15 protein-coding genes and 1 tRNA gene are annotated in these 22,171 nt (G+C 49.8%); 2 read left to right on the forward strand and 14 right to left on the reverse strand.

The genetic code is table 11. The features are described 5' to 3' along the window. The first annotated feature begins 16 nt into the window (after positions 1-16). Positions 17-93 (forward strand) — tRNA-Met (locus WC5_RS19545). 78 nt (positions 94-171) lie between these two features. Here the strand turns inward: WC5_RS19545 and WC5_RS19540 are convergent. The 6 genes from WC5_RS19540 to amiC all read right to left on the reverse strand — a co-directional run bounded on the left by WC5_RS19540 (position 172) and on the right by amiC (position 6,915). After that, the gene (locus tag WC5_RS19540; RefSeq protein ID WP_016159634.1) at positions 172-1,119 is read right to left on the reverse strand and encodes a phosphoglycerate dehydrogenase; all 948 of its coding nucleotides are present in this window, start codon (positions 1,117-1,119) and stop codon (positions 172-174) included. A 71-nt stretch (positions 1,120-1,190) separates the two neighbouring features. Continuing rightward, on the reverse strand, positions 1,191-1,787 hold the full coding sequence (locus WC5_RS19535) for a KpsF/GutQ family sugar-phosphate isomerase (protein ID WP_001066239.1): 597 nt from the start codon (positions 1,785-1,787) through the stop codon (positions 1,191-1,193). Continuing rightward, positions 1,774-2,964, reverse strand: a complete 1,191-nt coding sequence (locus WC5_RS19530) for a MalY/PatB family protein (protein ID WP_000350908.1) — start codon at positions 2,962-2,964, stop codon at positions 1,774-1,776. The genes WC5_RS19535 and WC5_RS19530 overlap by 14 nt, the downstream gene beginning before the upstream one ends. Continuing rightward, positions 2,964-4,544 (reverse strand): PTS transporter subunit EIIC, encoded by a 1,581-nt coding sequence (locus tag WC5_RS19525; RefSeq protein ID WP_000810564.1) that lies wholly within the window; start codon positions 4,542-4,544, stop codon positions 2,964-2,966. Before WC5_RS19525 ends, WC5_RS19530 begins: the two co-directional genes overlap by 1 nt. A gap of 31 nt (positions 4,545-4,575) precedes the next feature. Next, the gene (locus tag WC5_RS19520; protein ID WP_016231407.1) at positions 4,576-5,400 is read right to left on the reverse strand and encodes a PRD domain-containing protein; all 825 of its coding nucleotides are present in this window, start codon (positions 5,398-5,400) and stop codon (positions 4,576-4,578) included. Between the two features lie 261 nt (positions 5,401-5,661). Then, entirely contained in the window at positions 5,662-6,915 is a 1,254-nt protein-coding gene (amiC, locus tag WC5_RS19515) for an N-acetylmuramoyl-L-alanine amidase AmiC (protein ID WP_000016908.1), read from the reverse strand. A gap of 229 nt (positions 6,916-7,144) precedes the next feature. Here amiC and argA point away from each other — a divergent pair, with 229 nt between their 5' ends. Continuing rightward, complete coding sequence (gene argA / locus WC5_RS19510; protein ID WP_000237966.1) at positions 7,145-8,476, forward strand: amino-acid N-acetyltransferase; 1,332 nt, start codon at positions 7,145-7,147, stop codon at positions 8,474-8,476. Between the two features lie 81 nt (positions 8,477-8,557). Here argA and recD read toward each other — a convergent pair whose 3' ends face one another. From recD to WC5_RS19470, 8 genes are all read right to left on the reverse strand, one after another. Further along, complete coding sequence (recD, locus tag WC5_RS19505; RefSeq protein WP_000775922.1) at positions 8,558-10,384, reverse strand: exodeoxyribonuclease V subunit alpha; 1,827 nt, start codon at positions 10,382-10,384, stop codon at positions 8,558-8,560. Continuing rightward, positions 10,384-13,926, reverse strand: a complete 3,543-nt coding sequence (gene recB, locus WC5_RS19500; RefSeq protein WP_016231408.1) for an exodeoxyribonuclease V subunit beta — start codon at positions 13,924-13,926, stop codon at positions 10,384-10,386. The genes recD and recB overlap by 1 nt, the downstream gene beginning before the upstream one ends. After that, positions 13,919-16,807 (reverse strand): pitrilysin, encoded by a 2,889-nt coding sequence (ptrA, locus tag WC5_RS19495; protein WP_001138144.1) that lies wholly within the window; start codon positions 16,805-16,807, stop codon positions 13,919-13,921. The genes recB and ptrA overlap by 8 nt, the downstream gene beginning before the upstream one ends. Positions 16,808-16,982: 175 nt before the next feature. Next, entirely contained in the window at positions 16,983-20,351 is a 3,369-nt protein-coding gene (gene recC / locus WC5_RS19490; protein WP_000946863.1) for an exodeoxyribonuclease V subunit gamma, read from the reverse strand. Positions 20,352-20,363: 12 nt separating this feature from the next. Then, complete coding sequence (locus WC5_RS19485) at positions 20,364-20,687, reverse strand: prepilin-type N-terminal cleavage/methylation domain-containing protein (protein ID WP_001276468.1); 324 nt, start codon at positions 20,685-20,687, stop codon at positions 20,364-20,366. Continuing rightward, positions 20,672-21,079 (reverse strand): DUF2509 family protein, encoded by a 408-nt coding sequence (locus tag WC5_RS19480; RefSeq protein WP_001078546.1) that lies wholly within the window; start codon positions 21,077-21,079, stop codon positions 20,672-20,674. Before WC5_RS19480 ends, WC5_RS19485 begins: the two co-directional genes overlap by 16 nt. Beyond that, on the reverse strand, positions 21,076-21,639 hold the full coding sequence (locus WC5_RS19475) for a prepilin peptidase-dependent protein (protein WP_001144337.1): 564 nt from the start codon (positions 21,637-21,639) through the stop codon (positions 21,076-21,078). The genes WC5_RS19480 and WC5_RS19475 overlap by 4 nt, the downstream gene beginning before the upstream one ends. Continuing rightward, a complete protein-coding gene (locus WC5_RS19470) occupies positions 21,630-22,100 on the reverse strand; it encodes a prepilin peptidase-dependent protein (RefSeq protein WP_000857048.1) in 471 nt (156 codons plus the stop codon). Before WC5_RS19470 ends, WC5_RS19475 begins: the two co-directional genes overlap by 10 nt. Positions 22,101-22,171: the final 71 nt, after the last annotated feature.

Here is a 22,171-nt window from a genome sequence, read left to right on the forward strand (position 1 = left end):
AAAAGCAGTACGGTGACGCGGGGTGGAGCAGCCTGGTAGCTCGTCGGGCTCATAACCCGAAGGTCGTCGGTTCAAATCCGGCCCCCGCAACCAATACTTAGAATGCTGATAAACCGCAACGTGTTTCACGGATTGCGGTTTTTTTGTATCTAAAATCTTCGATCGCTAAACTCACTGCACGTTTTTTATCTCCCTCCCCGCAAAGAAATCAATTATCGACTGGGCAACGTGTATCCCGGTTTGCTGGTATGACTCAACGGTGGCGGCTGCAATATGCGGCGTTGTAATGATATTTTTGGTATGCAGCAATGGGCTAAATTGCGCCAGCGGTTCAGAGCTAAAAACATCCAGCGCCGCAAAAACATTTCGTTCTTCAATCACCTGAAGTAAAGCCCCCTCATCCAGCAACTTTCCTCTTGCGGCATTGATGATCAGAGCGCCATTGCGCATCATCGACAAATATTTATGGCTGATGAAGTTCTCCAGGTCAGGAGAAAAAGGCAAAAGAACAATGATGACATGCGACAGCATGAAGATATCTTCAATTGATACGAACTGAACTCCGGTTTTACCTGCAACCTGATAATCGGGTTGTTTGTCAAAAGCTAAAAGCTCAACATCAAAACCAGACAACCTTTTCGCCAGGGTTTTACCTATATTGCCGTAGCCAAGCAGGCCAATCCGTTTACCTTGTAACTCGCAGCCATGCGACTCTCCCCAGTAACCATTTTGCATCGCATGATAGCTGCCTGGGATATTTCTCATGCTCGCGAAGATAAGACCAATGATAAATTCCGCAACCGCATTTGAATTAATTCCAACCGTATTATTGACCACAATCCCTGATTGTCGTGCCGCGTGAAGATCAACATTATCAATCCCTGTCCCAAATCTCGATATTATTTTCACACCAGGCAGTAGTGATAGCGTGTCCGCCTGATAACAATCTTTTCCGGCAATGGCCGCACAAATAGATTCTCGTAATGCAGTGGATTCTGATTTAAGCAGATGCTCCACATTATTCTTAATAATAAGGTTAAAATTATTCTCTCTTAGCAACTTGCTGGCGGAAACACAGCGCGCTGAAAAGCTGGGAACGGTGACCAGAACGTTTTTCATAGCTGACACTCACTTCAATGAACGCCACCCCAAAAGATGGCGTGACCGGTTACTGTTTTTATATTCTGAAACTATGAGTTTGCTTTAATACCGAGCGCACCTCCTGGATGATATAAGCCGAAATCAGCACGAGTAAATTTTTTCAATTCGGAGAGAGCAAGCGCCACCGCATTACCCACAACCAGAACGACTGTAGATGAACATGACGGCGCTAAACCTAAATTATCCGCCTCGCTTTTGACGGGAATTTCAACGGATAAATCACAACTTATCGCAAGCGATGAACGATGACTGCGAGTAAAGGAGACCAAATAATTACCCATTTTTTTTAGGCTGGGCAACGTTGCCAGAATTTCTGCCGTCTCACCGCTGTTTGAAATAAGAATAACAATATCGTTTTTCGCCACCATACCAAGATCGCCGTGTACCGCTTCCGTACCGTGAACAAAAAACGAGGGAGTTCCGGTGCTGGCAAATGTTGCTGCGAGTTTTCTGGCAATAATGCCGGACTTCCCTACGCCAATAAAAACAACTTTACCCTGACAAGATTGTAATATTTTAATTAAAGCAGCAACTTCCGAAAGGGGAGAATCGATAACCTCTTCAACTGCTTTATGTTCGTTGCGCATAAAATGTTTAATAAGATAGATAAGATCAGTGTTGTTCATTTTCTTTTTCCTGATTAATATTTCTGATTACACCTGCAATGCGCGTAAGCCCCATATATAACTTTTCTCGACTGCAAGCCAAATTCAGACGAAGATAGCCCTCCCCTTCGGTTCCATAGACATGCCCCGCCATAATACCTACTTTACCTTCATAAATTAATCGGCTGTAAAATTTATCAAAGGGATAACCAATGGCAGAGCAATTAATCCACGAAAAATAGCAACCATCAGCCGGCTTCACGATTAACCCCGGAATATTTTCATTTATATACCACTGGGTAAATTGAATATTTGAAGCAAGATGCTCCTTTAATGACGTTAACCATTCCTCACATTCGTTATAGGCAACAATAGTCGCAATTACATTCAGTACTGATGGGGAGTTTACAAAATCGCGATACCTCGATATCGTTCTGAATTGGTGATTGAAATTTTCATCAGGTGAAATCATATACGAACCCGTTAGCGCAGGAACGTTAAATGTTTTCGATATTGAATTAAACGCCACCACCTTTTCATTTATTATTTTAAGCGCAGACGTGAAGCAACGATTAAATACAAAATCACTATGGATTTCATCTGAACACAACCAAACATCGTGTCTTGCACAGCTTGCAGCGATTTTATGCAGACAATCTTCAGGCCAGACGGTTCCTGTCGGGTTATGAGGATTGCATAATAACACCATCTTCGCTTTTTTAATTTTTAGATCAAAATCTTGCCAGTCGATAACGTAATCTCCCTCGTTATCTTTACTCAAAGAAGTTTCCAGCGTATTTCGCCCACTATTTTTAATAACATCAAAAAATGCGTTATAGACAGGTGTAAAAATGAGAATGTTATCGCCACTCGATGTCAGTAACTCTATTGCTTTAGCAATGGAATACATCACACTTGGGCTATAGGTTATCCATTCTGGTTTAATATCTGTTTTATACTGTTTATAATACCAATTAACTATCGCATTCAGATATTCATCATGTTGCCAACGGCTGTACCCTAAAATCGGGTGTTCCAGGCGTTTTTTTAATGCTCTGGTGATAGCTTCTGGTATCGGAAGATCCATATCTGAAATAGAGAATGGCAATACATCTTTTACACCAAATCTGTCCTCACAAAAGTCCCACTGGGTACAATATGTTCCTTTACGGGAAATTGTGGTATTAAAAATATCCATTAGCGTATCCCCATGTAATTATCCATATCCCGACGCAGGGCGATGACTTTAGTGCCGATAATGACTTGTAGGGTATTTTGATCAAGTTTAACAACCGCAATCCCTCCGGCTCTTTTTATCGCAACCTCATCAATTAATCCCATATCTGCGATAGTTAAACGTAAACGAGTTACACAATTATCCAGAGATTTAATATTCTCTCTACCGCCAAGTGCCTGAACCATCTGCGCCGCTGCCTGCAACTCTGATTTATCATGAGTTGGGATATCCGCTATAGCAGTATCTTCGTGGGCGTTTATCGCGATGGGGCTGGACTCTTCACGTCCTACGGTCATCAGGTTAAATTTAAGAATGGTCCAACGGAACACAAAGTAATAAATAAAGAAATAGGCCACTTCTACGCAAACCGCTATCGGCCAGCCCGTTCTTGTGCCACGTAAGACACCAAAGCTAATAAACTGAATCAGATCGCCAGTAAACCCCATCTTCACGCCCATATATGGCAGAACCATGTTAGCGAATCCATTCATAAAAGCATGGAAGACAAACAGCAACGGACTGACAAACAAGAAGAGAAATTCAATCGGTTCGCTAACGCCACCAATAATGACCGTCAGCACACCGGAAATAAGCAATGCTTTGATAGCCTTTCTGTTCTGAGCATGAGCGGTGCGATACATCGCCAGCGCGGCACCAGCCAGACCATACTGGATCATCAGTTTGCCCTGTTCCATTTTCCCCGCCAAATCCAGCGGAATAACAGTATTCTCTTTGACGTACGCCATAAACATATTCAGAGTGCCGTAATATTCTTCACCACCAATTACTGCCGAACCGCCGATTGGGGTAAATCGGAAAACTGATGTCACCAGATGGTTTAGGCCAAAAGGTATCGTCACGCGTTCAGCAACTGCATAGAAGAAATAACCGACAGGACCGGAAGTTGAAATCCAGTGACCAATGAGCATGAAAAGATTGAAAAATGGCGGCCAGATAAAAGGAATAATCAGGCCAAACCCACTCATCACAATTAGTGTAATGATAGGCACCAGGCGCGGACCACTATAAAAACCTAATGACTCAGGAATGCGTAAGTTAACGATCTTTTTATACATGCTGGCGACTAATAAACCTGAAACAATCCCTCCCAGCACACTGGTATTATAGGACTGGATCCCCAAAATGATAGTTTGTCCATGTGTCGACATTTGGTCAGCTGCGACCAATAAATCGTGTTGTTTAAGGTAAAAATTTGTTCCCAAATGCATCGCCATAAAACCAATTAAGCCAGAAAATGCACCATAGGCTTTATCATCTTTCTCTTTTAATAATCCTAATGGAATCGCTATCGCAAATAGTACAGGTAAATTAACAAAAGCAAACAAACCAAGGCTAACAATGAAATCAAGTATGGTTTTAATTATTGGAATAGCCAGAAATGGAATTAACTTTGCCATATCATCACTGGCTAAACCACTTCCTAGTCCTAGCATCATGCCACATACACTTAGCAGAGCGATGGGATACATAAATGCTTTTCCCAGGCTCTGAAAAAAACTCCAGGCTTTCTTTTGTTTCATGCTGGTTATCTCATAAAAATATTATATGTAGTTAGTCCATTAATACTTTGGTGCGAATAGAGAGATATAGCTTTTCTTCTAAAATCAATTCATATTTAAACGTGCTGTACAGATACCTTTCTATTTCATGAATAGCGCGTTGCAATTGAATGTCTTTTTCAAGAAACTGTTCATAGATATCGCCAATATCTTTCTGTTTTATTTTTTCATTGCATAATACTCGACAAGAAAAATACTTAAGATGCATCATAAATCTTGAATAGTTAAATGAACTCCTGTCCACCCTTCTGTTATAAATTCCCTCAATAATCTCCGTAATTTTTTGAGACAACTCAATAATTCGTACAGATTCATAATCAATTGAGTTTTCATAGTTATTTAAAATATGTAATGCAATAAAACCAATCTCGTCATCCGGAAGCTGAAAGCTAAATTGATCATTGATGATTGTTAATGCATCCCGACTTATCGCATATTCTGCTTTATACAACGCTTTGATTTCCTCAAGGAAAACATTATTAATTTGTATTCCGGAGGCGACTCGGGATATTGCATTCGAAATGTGATCGGCAAGAATGAGCAGTAGCGATGGATTTAGCTTTTTTTCAAGATTGCTCTCCGCATATTGCACTATCTTTTCAGCCACAAATACATACTCAATATCCACATGCTCAATCAGTTTGTAGAGTTTATTTTTTTGCTCATTCCTGACATAAAAAATTCGGTTAGCCGGATGTTCGGGTACAGGCATACCATATTTTTTGTTGTAACCGACACCAGGTCCAGAAATGATAACCTCCTGTCCATTCATCGATGCCTGCACACAATTATTGTTCATGACTTTTTCGATGATCATTTCATGGCTCCAAAAAAAAAGGCAAGGCACGTCAGAAGTAATAATTACTTCAAACATTGCCTTGCCTGATTTAACAGTTACAAGATGATTAACTAATGCCTATACCTTACACGGGATTGCCTTTAATAAAAGAGACGCCAGGCTTATTTTTCAAGCTAACTTTCAAATATTCGACAGCAGTCACAAAATCATCGTTTAACATTCATATAAATAATATCCATTCAATTAAATATAAATTAATTGAATGGATAAATTAAAACATCATCCCCTTCTCGCCAGCGTCGCTCCATCGGCAAAATACGCTTTAATTCCCGCAAGAATGGACTCTGCAACTTCCTGCTGGAAAGTCGCCGTTTTCAGTTTGCGCTCTTCCTCAACGTTACTGATAAACGCCGTTTCGACCAGAATAGAGGGAATATCAGGCGCTTTCAGCACGGCAAACCCGGCCTGCTCGACCTGATTTTTATGCAGCTTGTTGATTTTACCAAGTTTATTTAGTACTGCCCTACCAAACTTCAGGCTGTCGGCAATGGTCAGCGACTGCACCATATCAAACATGGTGTGGTCGACATAGCGGTCGCCGCTTTTGCTCACACCACCAATTAAGTCCGAGGCGTTCTGGGTTTGCGCCAGATATTTTGCCGCAGTACTGGTTGCGCCTTTGGTCGAAAGCGCAAACACCGAGGAACCGCTCGGCTGGCGGCTGGTAAAGGCATCTGCATGGATAGAGACAAACAGGTCAGCACGTTGTTTCTGTGCTTTTGCTACGCGCACTTGCAATGGAATGAAGATGTCTTCATTACGCGTCATGTACACCTTCATATTGCCCTCTTTCTCGATCAGAGAGCGCAGACGGCGGGCAATTTGTAATACCACGTCTTTTTCACGCGTTTTGTATTTCCCCACTGCGCCGGAGTCTTCGCCACCGTGGCCAGGGTCAAGCATGATGACAATCGGGCGATCGCGCCCTGCCTTACCCGGTTGTGGACCACTTTGCGCAGGCGGCACCTGTTTTTCGAGATCGCCTTTGTTGTAATCCTCCAGCAGAGCCAGCAGCGGGTCTTGCATATCCTGCGCATTGACCGGATAGAGATCCATCACCAGACGCTCTTTAAATCCGGCAACCGGCGCGAGGGCAAACATCTGTGGTTTTACGTTTTGCTTTAATTCAAAAACCATCCGCACGGTTTGCGGATCAAATTGCCCGACGCGAGCTGACTTGATGAACGGGTCGTCAGCACGAATTTGTGCCGCCATCCCCTTGAGCACCGAGTTCAGGTTTACATCTTCAATATCCACCACCACGCGCTCAGGATTACTCAACGCGAACTGCTTATATTTCAGCTGACGATTTGATTCAACCGTCACACGGGTATAGCTGGACGCAGGCCAGACGCGCACCGCCACGACCTGGCTGACCGCAGCCAGGCTGACCTGACTTACGCTCAATAGCCACATGGCACCCGCGCCTTGCAGTAAACGACGACGGCTGATTGCAGTATTGGATCCTGACATGCCTCTCCCGAGCAAAAAATCTAAGCTGTGTAACAAGTAAACGACCAATTTGACCGGAAACTTTAGCGAAAGACGCATAATCTGTCATCTATAAAACGGTAAACATTCTTTTTATATTCACGGCATTACTGATAAAAAAGTTGCTCATGCGTAAAATTTGCACTTGCACACGACAAAAAAACAGAATAAAAATACATTAATTTCGAATAATCATGCAAAGAGGTGTGCCGTGGTGAAGGAACGTAAAACCGAGCTGGTCGAGGGATTCCGCCATTCGGTTCCCTATATCAACACTCACCGGGGAAAAACGTTTGTCATCATGCTCGGCGGCGAAGCCATTGAGCATGAAAATTTCTCCAGTATCGTTAATGATATTGGGCTATTGCACAGCCTCGGCATACGTCTGGTCGTCGTCTATGGCGCGCGTCCACAGATCGACGCGAATCTGGCGGCGCATCATCACGAACCGCTGTACCACAAGAATATACGCGTGACTGACGGCAAAACGCTGGAGCTGGTGAAGCAGGCTGCGGGGACATTGCAACTAGACATCACAGCACGCCTGTCGATGAGCCTTAATAACACGCCATTGCAGGGCGCGCATATCAATGTCGTCAGTGGCAATTTTATTATTGCCCAGCCGCTGGGCGTCGATGACGGCGTGGATTACTGCCATAGCGGGCGTATCCGGCGGATTGACGAAGAAGCGATTCATCGCCAACTGGACAGCGGTGCGATTGTGCTGATGGGCCCGGTGGCGGTTTCGGTCACTGGCGAGAGCTTTAACCTGACCTCGGAAGAGATTGCCACACAACTGGCCATCAAACTGAAAGCTGAGAAGATGATTGGTTTTTGCTCTTCACAGGGCGTCACCAATGACGATGGCGATATTGTCTCCGAACTTTTCCCTAACGAGGCGCAAGCGCGAGTAGAAGCCCAGGAAGAGAAAGGCGATTACAACTCTGGTACGGTGCGCTTTTTGCGTGGCGCGGTGAAAGCCTGTCGCAGCGGTGTTCGTCGCTGTCATTTAATCAGTTATCAGGAAGATGGCGCGCTGTTGCAAGAGCTGTTCTCACGTGACGGTATCGGTACGCAAATTGTGATGGAAAGCGCGGAGCAGATTCGTCGCGCAACAATCAACGATATTGGCGGTATTCTGGAGTTGATTCGCCCGCTGGAGCAGCAAGGCATTCTGGTACGTCGTTCTCGCGAACAACTGGAGATGGAAATCGACAAATTCACTATTATTCAGCGCGATAACACAACTATTGCCTGCGCCGCGCTCTATCCGTTCCCGGAAGAGAAGATTGGCGAAATGGCCTGTGTGGCGGTACACCCGGATTACCGTAGTTCATCACGGGGCGAGGTTTTACTGGAACGCATTGCCGCTCAGGCGAAGCAGAGCGGGTTAAGCAAATTGTTTGTGCTGACCACGCGCAGTATTCACTGGTTCCAGGAGCGCGGATTTACCCCGGTGGATATTGACTCACTGCCGGAGAGCAAAAAGCAGATGTACAACTACCAGCGTAAATCAAAGGTGTTGATGGCGGATTTAGGGTAAGCGATGGATATAGCCGGATGCGGCATACGCAATACCTCCAGGCATGATAAGACGCCCATGCGTCGCATCAGGCAATCACGTTTATTCCCGCGAACTAAACAACGCTGCCAGCCCGCTACGCCGCTCGGTGCGCGTGGCGATTGCCGCACTCAATATGCGCTCATCGGCATATAGCGACAAACGGCGACGCGCACGGGTTACCGCAGTGTAAACCAGCTCTCGTGTTACCACCGGTGTACGCTGGCTCGGTAAAATCAACGCCGCATGGTCGAACTCCGATCCCTGCGATTTATGTACCGTCATCGCCCACGTAGTTTCGTGCTCCGGCAGGCGGCTCGGTTGCACTGACTTGATATTGCCATCTGGCATCGCAAACCAGACGCGCGTTCCCTGCCCGCGATCCAGCGCAATCCCGATATCACCATTGAACAACCCAAGCGCGCTGTCATTGCGGGCAATCATTACCGGCCTGCCTTCGTACCAGCGCGAGTGCGGATGACGATGAATTTTGCGCTTCTGTTGCATAAACTGTTCAATTCGCTCATTCAGTCCAGCGACGCCAAATGGCCCTTCCCGCAGGGCGCACAATAGCTGGTATTCATTGAACGCTTGAATGATTAAATCCGGCTCGGCACGTGCTTGTAGCAGATCCAGATAACGTCCGTAACCCGCAAGAGCTTCTTCAAGCATCGCAATATAGTCTTCGCCGTTCTGCAAAAGCCGTTTTTCGATGTCAGTAAAATCCTGCTGAAAAACCGTTTTCACTGCCGTTTTATCACCACGGTTGATCGCCGCAGCTAACTGACCAATGCCAGAATCGCTGCCGAAACGGTAGCTTTTTTGCAGCAGGCAGAGGCTATCGCGCAAAGATGCCGCTTCTGTGCCACTTCCCGCTGGAACGTGACTTCCTGTCAGACGACTTAATTGCCCGGCACGCTCTGCGGTAAACCCTGCGTTGGCATAAGCGCAGATATCGCCCAGCACAGCCCCAGCCTCAACGGAAGCCAGTTGATCGCGATCGCCAAGAAAGATCACTCTGGCATGATCGGGCAAGGCGTCGATCAGTCTCGACATCATAGGCAGATCGATCATTGATGCTTCATCTACCACCAGCACATCAAGATGCAGTGGGTTACCTGCATGATGACGTAAACGCTGACTGCCCGGCTGCGCGCCCAGCAAGCGGTGCAAAGTGCTGGCGTCTTCCGGAATGCGTTTCTTTTGTTCATCGGTCAGCGGTAACTGGCGCAAAGCCTTGCCAAGCGATTCGGTTAAGCGCGCAGCAGCTTTCCCCGTTGGCGCGGCCAGTCGGATACGGCAGCGTTCGCCGTCTGCCATCTGAATTAACGCAGCCAACAACTTCGCCACGGTGGTCGTTTTACCGGTGCCAGGGCCGCCGGAAATCACCGAGATCCGCCGCGTCAGCGCCACTGCCGCTGCAACTTTTTGCCAGTTAATTTCATCGCTTACTGGAAAAAGTTTGTCCAGGGTATGCGCCAGTAGAGCTTCATCAACCTCAATGGCATGATTCACTTCGTTGAAAAATCGCGCCACTGTGCGCTCATTACACCACATGCGATTCAGGTAAAGGCGATCGCCACAGAGGATCATTGGCGTTGGTTCATCTCCCCGGCTGACCGCTTGTGAAGCTAGCAAGCACTCTTCCCAATTTTGTAGCTCACCGATTTCACTGACACAGGTCGCCAACAGCGGATGTGACGCCTCGTTATTTTCCAGTCGTGAAAGCGGCAAACAGACGTGCCCTTCCCCGGCGTCGTGGCTTAACAGTGCCGCCGCAAGGGTGACGGCGGGATGTTCATCACCCGCCACGGTCAGGGCGAACTGCACATCCAGCGGGCGTAGCTGTTTGTGCTCCACAGCTTCCAGTAATTGCTTTTGCAATTTCATTACGCCTCCTCCAGGCTCATACCGGCAAACATCTCATCCATCAGCGCAATCAACCCGGCATCGGGGCGGGTTGCGTAAATCCCTTGTTGCGGATGTTCTTTATCAACACCGCGCAGGAACAGATAGATAACGCCGCCAAAGTGGCGCTCATAGTCGTAATCAGCAATTCGATGGCGCAGATAACGATGTAACGCCAGGGTATAAAGCTGATATTGCAGATCATAGCGGTGTGCCTGCATCGCCGCTGCCATAGCCTGTTGGGTGTAAGCCGAACTGTCTTCACCCAGCCAGTTGGATTTATAGTCGAGCAGGTAATAACGCCCTTCATGGCGAAATACCAGGTCGATAAAACCTTTTAACATGCCGCGCACCTGCATGAACTCCAGCGGCGGGCAGCCAGCGGATAGCGAGTCAAACTGGCGGATTAGCGCATCAAGTTGGCTGGCAATAAGCGGCTCGCTAATCGGCAGGTAAAACTCCATCTCCACCTGTTTATCGCGGGCGGAAAGCTGACTCAGAGTGACGCCAGTTTCATTGAGCGGCACCTGAAGAATAGCGGTGATCCACTCAGTCAACACCGGTTCCCACTGCGGTTCAAAGCCGCCAAGTTCCAGTTTTTCCCGCACCCAGTTCGGGTCAACCGGCTGGGTAAAATCCAGATCCTCAAACAAACTGTGCAAGAACGTCCCCGGTGAGGCACCACGCGGAAACTGATGCGGTGTTAACGTAGGTTCTTCAACAACACTAACCACGCCTGCGGCGTCAACATCCAGCCGTGGCATCAGATCCTGAGCGATACCGTGACTACGCTGCTGTAAACCGGAGTAGCTGGTGACGCGCCAGTTATCGCCGGGCAATCGTTGTAGTGTCTTCGCATTCAGTTCTGCTGTAGAAACATCATTAACCTGCCAGGGTTGGTTATCACCCGTTTGCGCCGTTTGCCAGGCAATATCCTCATCGCACAGAGCCTCAATACAGGCGCGAAGCCCTGCCGCATCTTGCGGTTCCCCTTTTTGCAGCAAGCGCCCAAGCGCACTTTGGTGGACGTCGGTGTCACCTTTTTTATCGCCACGACGGCGCACCAGCGGCGCAACGCCGAGACTGCAATGCCAGACCGAACGCGTTAGTGCCACGTAAAGCAAACGCAGATCTTCCGCCAGACGTTCGGCCTCGGCGAGATCGACGCTTTCTGGCGCAGCGTTAAGATCAAGTACAGGCTCAAATGAATGACGATCGTGATAGAACGCCTGATCCTGGACGCGGAAATTGGTAATAAACGGCAACCAGACCAGCGGATATTCCAGCCCTTTCGATTTATGGATCGTGACGATCTGCACCAGATGTTTGTCACTTTCGAGGCGCATTTGCTGGCTGTAGGCGTTACTGTCGGGTTCGAGGATATGTTGCGATAACCAGCGTACCAGTCCATGTTCACTTTCCAGCTGCGTTCCGGCTTCTTGTAGCAGTTCGCTGATATGCAAGATATCGGTAAGACGACGCTCGCCACCTGCCGTGGCCAGCAGGTTTTCTGCAATGTTGCGCGCCGACATCAGCGCCCGCAGCATCGGCATAACGCCGCGTTTGCGCCAGATTTGTCGATACCCATCAAACTCTTCGACGACTGCATCCCACGCATTTTCGTTATCATTCAACGTTTCGATATCCAGGGCGTTCAGCCCCATCATCGACGTTGCTAACGCACTGCGCAGAGTGTTCTCACGTTCAGGCGTCATTACAGCCTGCAACAGCCAAAGCATCTCCTGCGCTTCCAGTGTTTCAAAAACACTGTCGCGGTTTGAAAGGTAAACGGAAGGGATTTCCAGCAGCGTTAAAGCATCGCGCACCTGGGCGGCCTCCTGGCGGCTGCGTACCAGCACACTGATGTCCGAGGCGCGAACAGGACGCGCGGTGTCACCATTCATCAGCAATGCTTCGCCCCGCTGTCCGGCTTGTAGCCAGTCGCGGATTTGCGCGGCACATACCTGCGCCATGGTACTTTGATAATCGCCAACACCGCAGCTTTCGCCTTCCATCAACCACATTTTCATCGCCGGCTGCGTTTCACCTTTAAATACAAAACGCAGTGCCTGATTTTTCCCGGCTGATTTCACTGGAATAAACGGAATTTCGCGGAACATGAAAGCGTCATCTGCCTGGCTGAAAAGTTTGTTCACACTGTTCACCATTCCCGGCGCAGAACGCCAGTTGGTGTCTAAAGTGTAGTGGGCGTGAACTTCGCTACGCGCCTTCATGTAGGTGAAGATATCTGCACCACGGAATGCGTAAATGGCCTGTTTCGGGTCACCAATCAGCAATAACGCCGTTTCCGGCTGATGGTGCCAAATACGGCGGAAAATCCGGTACTGCTGAGGGTCGGTATCCTGAAATTCGTCGATCATTGCCACCGGAAAGCGCGTACGGATCGCCGTCGCCAGCGCCTCTCCGCTTTCGCTACGCAGCGCGGAATCCAGCCGACTTAGCATGTCGTCAAAGCCCAGTTCGCCACGGCGACGTTTTTCGCGCGCTACTGTTTCGCGGATCTCAGCTAACGCGCGGGTGATCACCAGATCGCGGATCGATAATGGTTCGGCAAGCAATTGATCGATCGCTTCAAATAACGGGTGGCGCGGCGTCTCGCCCCCTGCTTTTGTGCGATCTTCTAAGAAACGCTGAGAAAATTTTTCCAGCGACTCAGGCAACTGGTAGCTGTTGGTCTCTTCTTCTGCCCAGGCACTGATCTTGTCTATCCATTTAGCCTGATTGCTACGGTTAAACTTGCGGCGATCAATACCGGAAGATTCGATCAGCGCATCCAGTTCACCTACTGCGTCACGCCACTGCTGTTTTACCGCATCAATACGCGCCACAATTTGCGCGTGGCGGGAAGCCAGCGTTTCATCATCGGGCGGCGGTGCTTTGATAACCGGCGCTTCGCCTTGCAGATAACGATTAATATCGCTCAGCAACGCCTGCGGCCCTTTCCAGGTTTCAAAGACGACCTGGGCAATTTCACGCGGTAACGGATAGCAGTGGCGACGCCAGAAATCGGCGCAGGCCTGATAGCGCAGCAGAGACTCATCTTCAATCAGCTGCTGCTCAAACAACATGCCGGATTCAAAGGCATTCAGGTTGAGCATTCGCTGGCAAAAACCGTGGATGGTAAAGACTGCTGCTTCATCCATCTGTCGCTCAGCTAACAGCAACCACTGCGCGGCTTGCGCTTTATCGTCGATCTCTTCCAGCAGGCGTTCGTACAGTGGATTGTCGGTGGTTTCACGCAGACAGGCGATGCGCAACTCGTGGATATTGCTACGGATACGACCGCGCAATTCTGCCGTGGCAGCCTCGGTAAAGGTGACCACCAGCAGTTCTTCAACGGTCAGCGGGCGGGGAAAGGCGGAGGAACCGCCTAGTCCAAGTAACAGGCGCAAATAGAGCGCCGCAATTGTAAAGGTTTTGCCTGTGCCGGCAGAGGCTTCAATCAGGCGCTCGCCCTGTAAGGGCAAGCGCAAAGGATCTAGTGTCTCGGCGACATCACTCATTCTTTTCACTCATCAGGGGCATTGTTTGCTGCAACGCGCTGACGTTCTCCCACACTTTCCAGCCTTCAGGATGTACATATTCGGCTTTCCCGTTCTGGCTGCCGGAAATCTGCGACAGGATAGCCATGCCTTGCGGCTCGACCACCGCCTGATGGAAGAAATCGGCCAGTTTTTGCGGCGTCAGCAGTTTTATCTGTGCCACAATTTTATCACGCGAATCGAAGCGCATATTGCCACGATCGAAATCTTTACTTAACTTCGATGCTTCTTCGCCGAGCGTTTGCGGAGCCTGCAGCATCTGGGTAATGACCGCCTGCTGAATTTGCGCGAACTCTTCTGGCTTCATCACCCGCAATTTTGCCTCTGCGGTTGGGAAAAAGGCTTTGTATCGCTCCCACAGGTATGAAGGCTGTTTATCATTGCTTTGCAGCAAGAAGCCCATGCCCCACTGGCGGCCCACACTCATAGGAAACGCGAACACGGCATAACCCAACTGTTCTTCGGTACGCAACTGATTGTAGAACCACGGCTGTACAATCTGCGCCAGCAGAGAACTGTAGGCTGAACTGGTGTATTCATCGTAGCCAGTCGGTACGAAAACCGCTGCCAGGGCAGAGTCGGTACTGTTACCGGCTTTTTCAAAGATGACGGACTGTTTTTTCTCAACCAGCACATCTTTGTTACGACACCACTCTGTGCCATCAGCGCCCAACTGTTTTTGCACATCGCGCGCCAGCGTTGTTGCCTGTGATTCGGTCATGTTGCCGATAACCATAAACTCTGGTCGTGCCCCCGTTTTTAAGGCGTCGCGGTAGGCCAGCACCTCTTTCAGAGTGATGGAGGGCAAAATTTTACGTCGCTCATCTCGCGAGAAGTACGGCACCTGCGAGAGCATCTGCGCGGGCATAATCGCCTGCTCGAACGCTTTGCCCTTTTCTGCCGAATCCATCATCTGGTTATACCAGGACTTCGCCTGCTCAAGCTGATCTTCCGTGGCGGTATAGCTAAAGTAGCCCTCCAGCAGAGCCTGGAACAGCTGCGGCAGGCGCTGGGTGTAACCATTGGCATTAACCATAAGGCCGTTGTTAGCATTGGTGGAAAAACTTATGCCACCAACCGACGCCTGGTTGCTTAACTGATCAAGCGCCAGCCCTGCGAGATAATCATTGAGCGCAAACATCACCTGATTGCGGGCGCTGTCCATGGCTTTCGGATTACGCAAAATCAGGCTGACATCAGCTTTGGGCTCGCTGGCAAAATAACGGCTTGGCGCATACACCACGCGCAGATTCGACTCATCAACAATCAGCTCTGGATGGTCGTATTTCTTCTCTGACTTAATCAGCGAGAACTCGTCAGGAATATAGGGGTTAAGCTCCGGCAAGGAGAGCGCAATGTCGGCGGCTTTTTTCTGCCAGTCAGCGAAGGTTTGTTCACTGATTTTATCGACCTGATACGGCGCATCAACAAAGTAAGCCGTTTTATTGTGCGGCTCTTTCGGGCTGATATACCAGATACGCGCGTTCTGCGGCGTCATCATCGCCAGACGTTCTTTTACTGCTTTAGCATCATACCGATCGGCAATATTTACCGCGTCCAGCGTATGCTCAACAGGAACGCGAATCATGGTATCCGCCAGCCATTCGACGTAATCCATATCACGGGTGATTGACGGATAACGGAAGTCGATATCCAGCACATTCGCCAGCTCATCGAAATACTGTTTATCAATCCCTTTTTCGCGTAACAGATTGAGGTAGCTGAAAATGGCCGCCACAACCTGATCGCGATTCGCCAGACCTTTATCGGTTAAGGACGCAGAAATCGCTAATACGCCGCTGTTACCGTTGACGATAGGATCGGAGTTGGCGCTAATGCCCTCAACTAATCCCTGCTTTTGCAGCCAGTCAGAAAGTGTACCAGGGCTGCGATTACCAATCAGATAGGTAATCAACTCATCCGTTTTACTACGGAACTTCTCCGAGTTGTTATCGATGCGAAACTCGACGCGCAGAACTTTACGCGGCAGTGCCGGGACGTAATGAATGATAATTCCCTTTTGCGCGTCGGTGACTACCGGTACGGTAATTTCCGGTTTCTGGCTCTCTTTGTTAGGCACGCGACCGAAGGTGTCCGCCGCCATTTTTGCCAGTTCCGGCAATGGTTTATTGCTGTAGATAACCGCCTTCATCAGATTGGCAGAGTAATATTTCTCATGGAAATCTTTCAGCGCCTGCTGCACAGGATTACCGGGTTTGTCGCTTAAGGTTTCCAGGTTACCGCCAGAAAACTTTGAACCTGGGTGCGCCGGGTTAATGGTTTCTGCGCTGACCTGCGCCATGCGCATCCCGTCACGCGTGCGCGCCATGGTTAATTCTGCGTTCACTGCATTACGTTCACGTTCAGCATATTTCTTGTCGAGCAAGGGTTCAGCGATGGCATCGGCCAAGCGGTCTACTGCACCAGGCAAGGCATCATTTTCCACTTCCAGATAGAAAGCGGTGCGATATGGTGCCGTACTGGCATTGTGACTGCCGCCGTGCATTTTGAGATATTCAGCGAGGCTATCTGCTTGAGGGTACTTTTTCGACCCCATCAGACTCATATGTTCAAGGTAATGCGCCAGCCCCTGATACGCCTCAGGATCTTCCAGCGACCCAACGGGCACTACCAGCGCCGAAAGCGATTTTACCGCCTGCGGGTCAGAAACCAGCAACACCACCATACCGTTATCCAGACGTATAGCCTGATACTGGCGGTTATCTTTATCACTTTTACGGATGGCTTCCTGAATCGGCTGCCATCCCGTTTCTGCCTGACTTAAGGGAGCCCAAAGGGCAACAAACAACAGTAATGCTTTGAACCAGGTGCTGCGGGGCATTCACGAACCTCATTATCAACTTTATTTTTCAACCAGATTCAATAGCTTAAAGAAAATCATCCGGCAGAATATAATCTTGTGCTGAACGAGCCAGCCAGTGTCTATATAACCATCAGTCCGTGACTGGTGCGCATCATAAAGTAAGCAGATGGATTGCGCAATTTTTATACAAAACTCATGACTGATTAAAACGAAACAGCGGTAACAGGAAACGCTGCGACTGATCAACGATGGCTTTCATTGTCTCTGGCGTTAATTGCCGCCAGAGCCGTTGATACCAGATATCATCACCTTCACCACGCACCATCATGTTGCCTTCGTAAGCCTGAAGGAATTTCGTACGAGCTTTTTGCAACGTGGAATCGTCATCCAGCATGGCATCGTTTTCCGCGTCATAACAGGTTTTTAGCCATGCGCCGCCACTTTCAGGTAACACCAGCAACGGCGTGGACATCCCTTCACGATACCCTTCAATCAGTTGGGAGAGGTAATGTAAAGCCTGTTCGGCTGCAAGCGGCGGGAAACGCCACTCGCCGTCTTTGCGTAGAAAAAGGCGGCTTTCACCGTTACCACCACTGGCACAGTAGACAAGGTGTTCTAACCAAAGTTGCATTCCCTGTGCCACACTGAGCAAAGAGGGACGCCAGCGCAACAGGCCATCCGGCTGAACCTGCGGCAACCACCCAGTTATCTGCACACCGTTGCAGGCGAGATCGATTTCCATACTTTGCCCCGGCTGGCGACAGGCAATGACTCTGTCAGCAAGCTGCTGCATCTCCTGACACTGCGTTTCCCAGAAAATTTCACCAAAAGCGCCGTACGGTAAATCCCCTGCCGCCCGGAAGCGGCGGAACAAGCGTTCTGCATCATCCTGATCCACCAACGCATTTAATAACTGCTGATTAATTTGATAACGGCTAAGCCCTTCAAGAATAAATGGTTCGGTATCGGGAATTTCGCTGTCTTCGGTACGGAAGTGCACCTGTAAACGCATCTGGAAAAACGCTCGCACCGGATGCGCCCAGAATCGTTGTAGTGTTTCCAGCGGCACGGTTTCCGGCAAGGTAAACGGTAAAGGCTGGACAAATTCAGAATGCGCCTTGCCTGCCTGGCTGGCTGCCGGTAGCCATTCACGTGCATAGCTTTGTAACTCGCCAGGCTGGTAGTTTTGCGGATCAAACGGCATCCGGGTATGGAGGCAAGTAAGATGCTCTTTTACCCGTACCTCGCTTTCATCACAGTTAAGCTCTTCATCACCCGGCAGATAATGACTTTGTCCAATGTAGTCGATCAGTTCTTGCACCAGCACCGACGGGAAACGTTCACTGTTATCCTGAATGGAACGCCCGATATAGCTGATATAGAGTTTTTGCTGCGCGGAAATTAACGCTTCCAGGAACAGATAGCGGTCATCATCGCGACGGCTACGATCGCCACGTTTCGGTTTCTGACTCATTAAATCAAAGCCCAATGGCGCAAGCTGGCGCGGATAAACACCATCGTTCATTCCCAGCAGGCAAACCACTTTGAACGGGATTGAACGCATTGGCATCAACGTACAAATGTTAACCGGACCTGCAAGAAAACGCTGGCTGATACGTTCTTGATCGAGGCGTTGTGCCAGTTCATCACGTAACAGCGACAGCGGCACCGCGTCGCCATACTGCGCACCTAAACCTTCGGCGATAATCGCTTGCCATTGTTGTTCGATAAGCGTCATCGCCGCTTCAGTTTCCGCATCCGGCAGGAAGAAGGCGTTAAGCATATCGCGACAAACCGGCAGCCACTCCTCAAGCGGGCGCTCCTGCGCTAACCCGCGACGCCAGATATTCAGTTGCATTAGCAGTGACGCCAGATGCCCTACCAGTTCCGCAATTAAGCCGCTCGATTCATCATAAGGCAGAACCGATTGCCACTCGCCCTGGGCGCTCTCCATTGCATAGCCCAGCAACATGCGCGTCAGGCCAAATCGCCAGGTGTGTTGCCCGGTGGCGGGGAGTTCCAGCTCGCGAACGTTGTCGTCATCAATCCCCCAGCGAATGCCGGATTCATTAACCCACAAACGTAAATAACGTAGCCCTTCTTCGGTGATATCAAACCGCGCCGCCAGTACCGGCACGTCCAGCAGCGCCAGCACATCCTCCGACACAAAGCGGCTGTCAGGCAGTGATAACAGGCTAATAAATGCTTCCAGTACTGGATGTGACTGCCGCGCCCGACGGTCGGAAATGGCATAAGGCAGGTAACGATCCGCAGGCGCGCTACCAAATACAGCCTGAATAAACGGACTATAGCTGTCGATGTCGGCCACCATCACGATGATGTCGCGTGGAGTAAGTGTCGGATCTTCTTCCAGCATCGCCAGCAGGCGATCGTGCAAAACTTCCACTTCGCGCTGCGGGCTGTGGCATACGTGGAAGGTGACGCTGTTATCTTGTGGATCAAGCAGACGTTTGTTATCGCTGCGGGAAAACTCTGCCAGATTCACGCCCGCAACGGCACGATTTTCCAGTTCGAGAATGTCGGACTGGATGTTATGCAACAGGCTGTCTGGCGTGACATCAACGAATGCGTCCAGCTCCTGACTGCTCTGGAGATCGGCAAGCAGATAGATGTAGTCGCGCCCCAGCTTTCCCCATGAGGCCAGTAGCGGGTTGCCAACATCCTGTTCGCCGTCGCTGTTAAACAACTGTCCGGCGTTTTCGCTATCGCGGAATAGCGGCAATTCGCGATCTTCAAAACTGTGTCGGCGCTGGCGAGTCAGCAGTTTCGCCAGATAAGCCGGATCTTTAATATCGCCCCAGTAATAACGGCAGGGATTGGTAAACAGAAGATGGATTTCAATATGTTTACCCAGCGCCTGTAGCGCCTGTAGATAAACAGGCGGTAACGCGGAAATACCGCATATAAAGACGCGCGAAGGTAACCCCGGCGGGCAGGTCGTCGCGGACTCCAGCGTTTCGATAAAGCGTTGATAGAGATTGGCACGGTGCCAGCGCGGTTGCCCCAGTTCATGGGTATATTCCACCAGCGCCTTCCACAAGGGAGCTTGCCAGGCCTGCGCTTCTCCCAGCCCTTCAACCAGGTGTCCCGCTTCCCACTGTGTCAGCCAGTCCGGTCGATAGACCAGATACTGGTCAAACAGGTCCGCCGCTTTTGAGGAAAGCTGAAACAGCTTGCGCTTGTCGCTATCGTCAGTCAGGTAATGACGCAACAGGGTAAAATCTTCGCGATCCAGCAGTTGCGGCAGCAGAGTCATCAGTTTCCAGCTCATGCTTTGCTTGTTGAAGGCACTCTCTTTGGGGATCTCCGGCAATACGCGGACGAACATATCCCAGATAAAGCTCGCCGGCAGCGGAAAATCAATGTTTGCCGCAATGCCGAACTTCTGCGACAGCGTCATTTGCAGCCACTGCGCCATACCGGTACTTTGCACCAGAATCATTTCTGGCTCAAAAGGATCGTCCAGCCGTTCGCGTTCGACTATAAACTCCATCAACGCTTCCAGCACGTCCAGACGATTGGAATGGTAGACCCTTAGCATAGCGGCTCCTGACTACTGACGATTCGGGCAATGCAGGCGGGTCATCTCGCCTTCTCTGCCCCCGGGTGAAACTAACGTAACGCTGATGCTGACACATCCCGCCTGCGATGTCTGCATTCGGTTAACCTGCCAGTTGGCAGGTGGCGAAATCGCGCGCAGTTGCGTTTGCTGCCAGCCATGCCGCCAGAGTTGCAGATACTGGTTTCTGCTGGCAAGACTGTTCATTAATGTTCTCTGATACCCCGATAACGCAGTGACAATCATCACCATCAGCACCATCGCCAACATCACTTCCGGCAGGCTAAAGCCTTGTTGATTCTTCAGGGAAGCTGACATAACGCCCCCTCTTTCTGCGGACAAAAATCACTCCAGCCGCGTGGCGAAAAAAAAATGTTTCCATCGATGACTTCGCCTGTTCGCCATAATGAAACGCCTTCATAACCGGCAATCAGCAAGGTTTGATTATCTGCCAGTAAACGCAGACAAACCCGGGCACCGGTTGCAACGTACTGTGAGCACTGAACTGCGGGCTGTGTCTGCCAGGAGTGCATTTTGCCCCATTCCAGCGCCGACTGTACGATAGCCTGGCGGCGCAATGACTGGCTTTCCATAGTCACCCGAGAGGCAAAACTGCGATCCTGTTGGCTCATTCCCTGTAGCAGCAAGCTGCCCAAAACCAGCAACATTAGAACCAGTGCCAGCGATGAAACTCCCCGTTCACGATTCACAGGTTGAATCCTGTTACGCTATAGCTGGCATCCACCACGGTTTGTGGTTCAGCCTTACTGGCGCCCCGCATATTCACCGTCAACACCGGCGAGAAACCGCTGACATCCTGACGCACGACCTGAAAAGTGTCGATAATGATGGCATCCGGATTAGTGACTTTATCCCAGCCCTTACCTTCACAAGATGTCGCACCGCGTAGCGTTTCCAGCACATGCTCCTTCAGACGAAATCCAATCTGGTCGGACTCTTTTACCGGTTCGCTCTCCCAGATACCGTTACTGTTCGCATCCCACTGCACAATGATACAGTCACCCTGTCCGACAATGACCAGCCCCTCGCCAGTGCAGCTACCATGACAATAACCTGCTCTCTGGAGATGCTTCGCAACGGTAAATATCTGCAGCCAGATTTCATCTTCCAGCGCCAGCTTGCGGGTGCTCGTCAAACTTTCACGCTGTAATGCAGGCAGAAATCGAGCAGTCCCCAGCAACAGTACGCTACTGATCGCCATAGCAATCAAAACTTCCAGCAGAGAAAATCCTTGCTCTTTTACAGGCATCCTTCTGTTTCTCCTTTCTGGCAAAGCCGGAGCCTTCCCCACGGCGAAACCACCAGCCACCACTCTCCCGCTGAATTTTTGAAGCGAATATGCCCGGCCCATGCGGTATTGCGCAGGCCAAAGAAAGTGAGCGAAGGCGTCAGGTCGTTCATTTCTACGTCGGGCCAGCGTGGCACAAAGACCAACGGTGAACTGCCATGACAGGCATTCGCCCCTGCGGCAGAACTCACAAGACACCATAACTTCCCCTCCCTGATGACGCTGATACTGTGGTCGCGGTTATGCCAGTTGGCATCCTCACGTAAATAGAGCAAATAGTCCCGCGCCTGGCTGGCGGTTTGCCAGAGCCGTTGCGACTGCTGCCAGTATTGCCAGCCATAGAGTCCACTTGCGCTTAGCATGACCAAAATCAGCATCGCAACCAGCGTTTCAATCAGCGTATAACCACGTTGTGTTTTCATGCCGGCAGTATGGAGCGAGGAGAAAAAAAGACGAGGGCCAGTTTCTCATTCTTCGGCGCGTCTTCCGGACT

It is taken from the genome of Escherichia sp. KTE114, assembly GCF_000407765.1.
Lineage (GTDB): Bacteria > Pseudomonadota > Gammaproteobacteria > Enterobacterales > Enterobacteriaceae > Escherichia > Escherichia ruysiae.